Origin of the sequence: Acinetobacter sp. WC-141, from assembly GCF_000313935.1 — a bacterium.
Taxonomy (GTDB): Bacteria; Pseudomonadota; Gammaproteobacteria; order Pseudomonadales; family Moraxellaceae; genus Acinetobacter.
Map to the genome: position 1 here is coordinate 1 of NZ_AMSS01000003.1, position 8,209 is coordinate 8,209.

An 8,209-nucleotide genomic window follows, 5' to 3' on the forward strand; every position below is an offset into this window, starting at 1 on the left:
ACTGGTTTCTTTAAAGAAGATGAAAAGTCTTACCATGTGATGTATGGCTACGATTTTAAAGATTATGTGCCAGGCCTAAACGCGATGGTGAAATATGTGTATGGTCATAACTTTAAAGCCGCCAATGGTGAAAAGAACCATGAAACCGAGTCAAATGTGATTTTAAACTACGCATTTCAGCAGCCCTTCTTAAAAGGCGTTGCTCTGCAATACATTCGTATTGATTACAACGTTAAACATGGCAATGACTTTGGTGAAGACCGTTTATTTGTAAACTATACCAAAAAGTTTTAAAGACTTTTGATTCAATCTAAGCGGGCCAATTTTGGCCCGCTTTTTTTTATATGATTTCGCTCATAAAAAAACGCTCTTACGAGCGTTTTTAATTAACTTTGCAACTTAAGCAACATGCTTTTGTACAACAATCGAACCGACTGAATAACCAGCGCCGAAAGATGAAATCACGCCGTACTCACCATGATCTACTTCATGGCCTGTACGGTGTAAAGCAATAATAACGCCTGCTGAAGAGGTATTTGCAAACTCATCTAAAATAATTGGGGCACGGCTTAGATCTGCCTCTTTACCAGCCACATATTTCAAGATGAGCTCATTCATATTGGCATTGGCTTGATGTAACCAGAAACGCTTAATATCGTTTGCAGTTAACTGCATTTTTTCCAACTGCGCATTAATGATTTTTGCCACTAACGGACAAACATCTTTAAATACTTTGCGGCCATCTTGACGGAATAATTTGTCGTCAACCACTGCATCTTCGCTACGGTTTAAGAAACCAAAGTTATTGCGAATGTTGTTTGAAAATTGAGTAAATAAATGAATATCTAAGATTTCAAAACCAGTCTTAGTCGTTGTTTCTTCAATAATAGAAGCCGTTGCAACATCACCAAAAATGAAGTGACAATCACGGTTACGGTAGTCTAGGTGACCAGATGTAATCTCGACATTTACCAATAAAACACGGCGAGCACCTGAACGAATTGCATCTGCCGCTTGTTTCAAACCAAAAGTGGCAGCTGAACATGCAACGTTCATATCGTAGGCATAACCTTGAATGCCAAGTGCTGACTGGATTTCAATCGCGACAGCTGGATAAGCACGCTGCATGTTTGAACATGCCAAAATCACAACATCAATATCTTCAGCAGTTACGCCTGCATTTTCCATTGCCTGTTTCGCAGCAATCACGCCCCACTCTGCTTGAAGTGACAACTCGTCATTTGAACGTTCAGACAAACGAGGACGTAAACGATTTGGGTCAAGAATACCTGATTTCTCAATCACGTAACGTCGCTTAATACCAGACGCTTTTTCAATAAATTCAGCACTAGAACCACGTAATTCTTCGAGTTCACCTGCTGCAATTTTCTCTGCATTCTCTTGGTTATATTGTTCCACATAAGCATTTAAACTGTCGGCCAGTTCTTCATTAGAAATGATTTCTGTTGGGTGAAATAACCCAGTACCTGTGATACGAATGCCCATGTAAAACTCCTAAAAAAATGAATAGGGTCTGTTAATCTTTCATTTATAAATTGCGTTGTAGGCTAAACAACAACATAAACAGACCCCGATCTATCTTAACTGATTCCCAAACGATCCCATAACTTTTGCAGTCGAGTTGGCGAAATAGGCATCTTGGTTTTCATCGGTTGAGAAAATAAAGAAATGCGGAATTCTTCCAACATCAAATACAATTCTTTGATTTTGGGATTGTTTTTGAACTTAAATACCTTGTCCATCCATGGATCGACATCGTCAATTGCTGCATGATCTCGCTGTAGATTATTGGGCAATCGGTCTAAACGCAATAGCAGCGCTTTTAAATATCGCGGATATTCCTGCCAAAGATCGACTGGTTGGCAATAAACAAAATTGCCAAGTGACATTAAATCTAGCTGATCTTCAATATCATCAATGCTACGGCCAAATATATCTCGGTCGAGTACTAATAACTGACGGCGAATTTGCTGCCACTGAATATAAATATCACTTAATTGCTCAAGTGCTTGCTGACCATAACTCAAAAATTGCTTTTTGACTTGCTCAAGCAGTTTATTAAATTCATCTGCATTAATTGGCAAACTCGTAATTGCCATTTGCAACGTTGCATAGACTAACATCTGCTCAAGCTTAGCTTTATCGCCCAAAGGTGAATATGCCAAAGCAAGTGGTTTTGAAATTTGTTTTTTCAACTGGCGAACCAAATCGCCAAGCTGCATATGGACTAGACGAATAATCCCTTCACGATGCTGCTTAATGGCTTCAGCCTGATCATTAAAAGTCTGAATAACAACGCCTGAGTCATCTTTAGCTTCAATTTCAGCAAAAGCTTTTGTAGGTACCAAAGCCTGATATTGTTTCACAACAACACCCGTGACTTTATGAGAAGCCTCAAAAGTAAAATTCTCAGGGAAGTTTTTAAACTCACCTTTTTGCTGTTTCACTGGACGATGCGTTTCAACACGGCAACGCGCTTTTAATTCAGGTAAATCACGGCCTTTTGCAATCAACTTACCTTTTTCATCAATAACCTTAATGAAAGGCACCAAATATGGATCAATACGTTCAAACGAGAAATCTTTGTCAGTAATTTGCTCACCCCGTAAGGCAAACGCTAAATAACTAAAAATATGTTCACGTAAATGTACAGCATCGATGCCTTGCATAAGTTTACGAGCAGTATCAGGAATAGGCACCACATTACGTCGTTTATCTTTAGGTAAAGCTTTAAGTAGTGCCTCAATTAAATCTTGGCGCCAACCCGGAATTCCCCATGACCAAATATTTTCATCGACTTGAGGCAATGCCTGTACAGGAATTTGAACAGTGGCACCATCTTCATCATGACTCGGATCAAAATGATATGTGGTTGCTAAACGCAGCTGCCCATTGTGTAAATGATCTGGGAATTGCTGCGTTGTTGGTCGGTCATTGAGCCAGAGCGCATCGTCTTCAACAAATAAATAACGGGGATGATTTGCTTCTACCGTCGCCCGCCAGTCTTCAAAACTACGACGGCTTGCGATTTCTTCTGGAATTTTAGATGCATAAAACTGATAAATCGTTTCTTCATCGACCACTAAATCACGGCGACGCAATTTATCTTCAACTCGCTCTACTTCTTCAAGTTTAAGCAAGTTGTGTTTTAAAAATGGTGGGATCGTACCCAAATTACCAGTGGTTAATGCATCGCGTAAGAAAATCTCATGAGCAGCAGGTTGATCAACTTTCTCAAAATTAATTAAACGTTTTGGTTCAATAATTAAACCAAACAGAGAAATTTGTGCATACGCATTTACGATCCCAGCTTTCTTAGACCAATGCGGCTCGAAATAGTGATATTTCAATAAATCACGTGCAGCAAGCAAAATCCATTCAGGATCAATTTTGGCTAAAGTACGTAAATACACTTGAGAGGTCTCGACCATCTCAAAAGCCATCACCCAAGAGGTATTGGTTTTGTGCAATGTACTTGCTGGAAAAACTTTAGCCTTTTGCTGACGCACCGCCATAAAGGTATTACGTTCATCAGTTTTATTGGCAATGAACGATAATAAACCTGTCAGCAATGCACGGTGCAAGTTTTCATAGTTCGCAGCTTTTTCATTAAAACTGAGTTTTAAACCTTCTGCCAACTCAACTAATTGCTGGTGTGTCTGCTTCCACTCACGTAAACGTAACCAACTTAAAAAATTCTGCTTAGCAAATTGACGTCGTTTATTTTCAGACATCCCTGCTTCACCTTTAGGATTTAAAGTATCCCAAAGTTTTAAATAAAACAGAAAATCTGAATCTGCTTCTTTAAACAAAGCATGCTTTTGGTCAGCCTGCATTTGTTTATCTGCTGGACGCTCACGTGGGTCTTGGACAGCTAAAGCACTCACCACAATTAAAATTTCTTTGAGTACGCCAAAATGAGCACCGCCCACAATCATACGAGCGAGTCGTGGGTCAATCGGCATACGTGCCATCATTTGCCCGACTTTAGTCAGCTCATTTTTTTTCTCGTTGAGTGCACCTAACTCAATCAGTAACTTACGACCATCATTTACAAGACGGAAATCCGGTGGCTCAATAAAATCAAAGTTTTCTAACTCACCTAAACCTAAACTGTGCATTTGCAAAATGACAGAAGCTAAGTTAGTTCGCTTAATTTCAGGTTCGGTAAATTCAGGGCGGCTTAAGAAGTCTTCTTCGCTATATAAACGAATACACACACCCGCAGCAATACGACCACAACGTCCTTTACGCTGATTGGCAGCAGCTTGAGAAATTGCTTCAATCGGTAAACGTTGCACACGTGAGCGGTAGTTATAACGAGAAATACGGGCAAAACCGCTATCAATCACATAACGAATATTTGGAACTGTAAGTGCAGTTTCGGCAACGTTCGTCGCAATAATAATACGACGTCCCTTTCCACCCGGACTAAAAATCTTTTGTTGTTCAGAAACAGCTAAGCGCGCATACAAAGGTAAAATTTCGGTGTGTTTAGGCCCATACTTTTGTAAGGTTTCCTGCAACTCACGAATTTCTTGTTCTGTACTTGAGAAAATTAAAATGTCGGCATGTTCGGGGTGACCTTTTGCTTCTGCATCAGCAAAACATTCTTCAACCGCTTGTACGACTGCTCGAGGTAAGTTTTCTTCAAAATCATCAAACTCATCGTCATCACTTCCGCCAATATTCATCTCTGAAATTGGACGATAAAGTACTTCGACCGGATAACTACGCCCTTCCACTTCAAAAATAGGCGCATCATTAAAGTAATTACTAAAACGATTTACATCTAAAGTTGCCGAAGTCACGATAACTTTGAGATCTGGGCGTTTTGGCAGTAATTGCTTTAAATAACCCATAATAAAATCGATATTGAGTGAGCGTTCATGTGCCTCATCAATAATGATCGTGTCATATTTAGACAAATAGCGGTCATTGCCTAATTCAGCAAGCAAAATACCGTCGGTCATTAACCGTACAATTGAATCTTGCGAACCTTGTTCATTAAAACGGATTTTAAAACCAATAGACTCGCCGAGCTTTTCGCCGACTTCTTCTGCAATACGCTGAGACACACTACGTGCAGCTAAACGACGTGGCTGGGTATGGCCAATCATACCTGTTAAGCCACGGCCTGCTAACATTGCAATTTGAGGAAGCTGAGTGGTTTTACCTGAACCGGTTTCACCCGCCACAATAATGACCTGATGCTTTTGAATCGCTTCAATTAAACGGTCAGCATATTGAGAAACAGGTAAATCCTGATTGAGTTTAATTTTAGGAAGACGTTCAAATCGCTGTCTTACTTTGGCATTAGATTGTTCAAATAGTTTTTCGATCTCTGCTGTATTGGCTTTTTTATCTTTACGTAAACGATTTAAACGGTAACGATCTCTTGCCATTACCCACTGATCAATATTTAAATCATTCTGCACAGACAAATTTTCCTAAAAATACAACAATCCTCTATTTTACGCTCTAATGCCCTTCAGGTAAAACACTTGGGTTTTTATATATTTTTAATTTTTTAAAATTTTACCCTTGAATTTTGGTTAAGTAGACTTCATGTTGTTAGGCAAGTTTCTTTTACGATAACTGTCATTTGATTTACATGTTTTTGCAGTCAAATCGAATACAGTGTTTGGGGACTTAAAAATCGTAAATTTATCACTTATTCAATTTTCCGATTTTAGTCATGTAAAAATACTATTTCCCCAATAAAGAATTTTTATTTATTCTAGATCTCGTAAACAAGTTTAAATATAAACCTCAATCATGGAGACAATGATGAGCTTGATTAATACTGAAGTTAAACCATTCCAAGCAACTGCTTACCACAACGGCCAATTTGTTGAAGTTAACGAAACTAACCTTAAAGGTAAGTGGTCTATTGTATTCTTCTATCCAGCTGACTTCACTTTCGTTTGTCCAACTGAACTTGGTGACTTAGCTGATAACTACGCTGAATTCCAAAAACTTGGTGTTGAAATTTATGCTGTATCTACTGATACACACTTCACACACAAAGCTTGGCACGACACTTCTGAAGAAATCAAAAAAATCCAATATCCATTAGTTGGTGACCCAACTTGGACTCTTTCTAAAAACTTCGACGTTCTTATCGAATCTGAAGGTTTAGCTGATCGTGGTACTTTCGTTATCGATCCAGAAGGTAAAATCCAAATCGTTGAACTCAACGCTGGTGGTATCGGTCGTGACGCATCTGAACTTCTTCGTAAAGTAAAAGCTGCTCAATACGTACACGCTCACCCAGGTGAAGTTTGCCCAGCTAAATGGAAAGAAGGCGAAGCTACTCTTGCTCCATCTATCGACCTAGTTGGTAAAATCTAATCTCTTATTAGATTTTAAAAACTCAAAGAACCATCCCTCATCGGATGGTTCTTTTGTTTTGAATAAGCACATCACATTTTCTACTGATAGTTTTACAATTCTGCCCTTCCCCATTACATGAAGTTTGAGTAATGTCGAATAAATAACCGATGTTTTTTTGAGCTTAAGTCATATGAAATAAAAGGGGAAAAATTTATGGCGAATACTGTGGCAGTCACTTCATGGAAATACAATGCAACTTCACGTCATCTAAAAATATTTTATAGCGATGGTTCAGGCGAACTTTATCATCCTGTACCAGAATTTATTTATGACAACTTATTACGATCAACAGACAAAGCTGCTTTTGTACATAAATATTTAGAATTCGACTTACACTTTACTCGCCTATCTTTAGTGAATGCTTCATAACCTAATAAAATAAGGCCTGCTTTGAACAGGCCTTTATGAATGAATAAATGATATTTTCAAATGGTTTACCTTGCCACTACAATACATAAACCAGCACCTACGGGTAAAATACTGCTCATAAAATTTTCATCTTTTTTAATTAAAGCTAAGAATGAACTGACTTCAGCCGCATGTGAAATGACATTATCAATAATGAGTACGCCACCTTTTGGCTTCATTAAACGTTTTAAATCTGGCCAATAATTCTCATAAGCAGGACGCTCAGCATCTAACAAAATAAAATCGAAAGTTTCCTGAGCTTCTTTTAAATAGTCGGCTGCATCTCCTATCCAAAAATCAACTAATTCATCTAATGCGAGTTCAGTCGCATGGCGTTTTGCCTCATGACTACGATTGGCATCGATTTCAAGCGTAGTTACTTTACCGTGAGTGGCTTGGGCTGCCTCAGCAAGCCATAAAGTAGAGTAACCTGTTGAAGTACCGATTTCTAAAATTGCTTTGGCTTGCTGCATTCGAATAAATTGCGATAGTAGTTTTGCAGACTCAGCCTCAATATTGCGATACCGCAGCAAACGATCTGCTTGCTGGGCATCATGTCGTTTAAAGGTGTCATATAAATCGGCAACTCTTTGTAAGAAAAAAGTATTTGGCATATATTCATCCTTTAAAATCGTTATTTTATATGACAGCCGTTTGAGTTAAGTGCTTTGAATTAACTTAAAGCGCGGCACGATACTTCCATCAGCCATTTGAACCGTTTCAGTAAACATATCAAGAGGACGTACCCAAGTTGAATAGTCACCATAAAGACACTGATAAACGACTAACTCTTCTTCAGTCTCGCTGTGTTTTGCCACAGAAAAAACTTGATAGAGATTACCTTTATAATGCTGATAAATGCCGCGTTGCAATGACATGAAAGTACCTTTTAATGTTATGACATAAAATCTTTACAGCCATATAACATATATAAATTTCTAAATACTTTCACTTTAAAACACTACAAAAGATAAAAAAGAATATTTTAGAGTTAAATTGTTGATCTTATTTATGAATGTTTTTAATAATTCAAAAAACCGATTGAATATATAAAAACATACTGTTTTACCTATTTTGTGTTTTAACGTACTATGCATCTATTGAAAGAATTTGGATGCATTGGAGTAAAAACAGATGTTAGATCAAAACATTAAAACTCAATTAAAAGCTTACTTAGAACGTTTAGAAAGTCCAATCGAATTAGTGGCTGCTTTAGATGAATCAGATAAAGCGGCTCAAATTAAAGAACTCGTCACTGAAATAGCTGAGCTTTCTGACCAAGTCACTGCCCGTTTTGATGGCAACAATACACGTCGTCCAAGCTTTGGTGTGGCTAAAGCAGGTGAACAGCCTCGTGTGTTCTTTGCTGGCTTACCAATGGGCC

General features: G+C 38.2%; 8 protein-coding genes. 4 read left to right on the top strand and 4 right to left on the bottom strand.

The window, feature by feature from the left end; all coding sequences use genetic code 11:
* Positions 1-294, top strand: a 294-nt coding sequence (locus tag ACINWC141_RS00590) for an OprD family outer membrane porin (RefSeq protein ID WP_009386636.1), incomplete at its 5' end; no start/stop codon positions are given.
* 105 nt (positions 295-399) lie between these two features.
* Here ACINWC141_RS00590 and ACINWC141_RS00595 read toward each other — a convergent pair.
* Together ACINWC141_RS00595 and hrpA are read right to left on the bottom strand one after the other, a co-directional pair.
* The gene (locus ACINWC141_RS00595; protein ID WP_009386627.1) at positions 400-1,506 is read right to left on the bottom strand and encodes a beta-ketoacyl-ACP synthase III; all 1,107 of its coding nucleotides are present in this window, start codon (positions 1,504-1,506) and stop codon (positions 400-402) included.
* Between the two features lie 95 nt (positions 1,507-1,601).
* Positions 1,602-5,459 (bottom strand): ATP-dependent RNA helicase HrpA, encoded by a 3,858-nt coding sequence (gene hrpA, locus ACINWC141_RS00600; RefSeq protein WP_009386624.1) that lies wholly within the window; start codon positions 5,457-5,459, stop codon positions 1,602-1,604.
* Between the two features lie 352 nt (positions 5,460-5,811).
* On the opposite strand from hrpA, the gene ahpC reads away from it, so the two are divergent.
* A complete protein-coding gene (gene ahpC, locus ACINWC141_RS00605; protein WP_009386638.1) occupies positions 5,812-6,375 on the top strand; it encodes an alkyl hydroperoxide reductase subunit C in 564 nt (187 codons plus the stop codon).
* Between the two features lie 195 nt (positions 6,376-6,570).
* The gene (locus ACINWC141_RS00610) at positions 6,571-6,786 is read left to right on the top strand and encodes a KTSC domain-containing protein (protein WP_005070287.1); all 216 of its coding nucleotides are present in this window, start codon (positions 6,571-6,573) and stop codon (positions 6,784-6,786) included.
* Between the two features lie 65 nt (positions 6,787-6,851).
* Here the strand turns inward: ACINWC141_RS00610 and ACINWC141_RS00615 are convergent, their stop codons facing one another.
* Together ACINWC141_RS00615 and ACINWC141_RS00620 are read right to left on the bottom strand one after the other, a co-directional pair.
* On the bottom strand, positions 6,852-7,439 hold the full coding sequence (locus ACINWC141_RS00615; protein ID WP_009386635.1) for an O-methyltransferase: 588 nt from the start codon (positions 7,437-7,439) through the stop codon (positions 6,852-6,854).
* A 45-nt stretch (positions 7,440-7,484) separates the two neighbouring features.
* Positions 7,485-7,703: a DUF1653 domain-containing protein gene (locus ACINWC141_RS00620; RefSeq protein WP_004702746.1), complete on the bottom strand. Its 219-nt coding sequence runs from the start codon at positions 7,701-7,703 to the stop codon at positions 7,485-7,487.
* 256 nt (positions 7,704-7,959) lie between these two features.
* Between ACINWC141_RS00620 and ACINWC141_RS00625 the strand changes: the two genes are divergently transcribed.
* Positions 7,960-8,209: thioredoxin domain-containing protein (locus ACINWC141_RS00625; RefSeq protein ID WP_009386629.1), on the top strand; the 250-nt coding region annotated here is incomplete at its 3' end.

Coding starts and splice junctions, on each gene's coding strand:
- ACINWC141_RS00610 (WP_005070287.1), top strand. CDS start 6,571: ATGGCGAATACTGTGGCAGTCACTTCATGGAAATACAATGCAACTTCA.
- ACINWC141_RS00595 (WP_009386627.1), bottom strand. CDS start 1,506: ATGGGCATTCGTATCACAGGTACTGGGTTATTTCACCCAACAGAAATC.
- ahpC (WP_009386638.1), top strand. CDS start 5,812: ATGAGCTTGATTAATACTGAAGTTAAACCATTCCAAGCAACTGCTTAC.
- ACINWC141_RS00620 (WP_004702746.1), bottom strand. CDS start 7,703: ATGTCATTGCAACGCGGCATTTATCAGCATTATAAAGGTAATCTCTAT.
- ACINWC141_RS00615 (WP_009386635.1), bottom strand. CDS start 7,439: ATGCCAAATACTTTTTTCTTACAAAGAGTTGCCGATTTATATGACACC.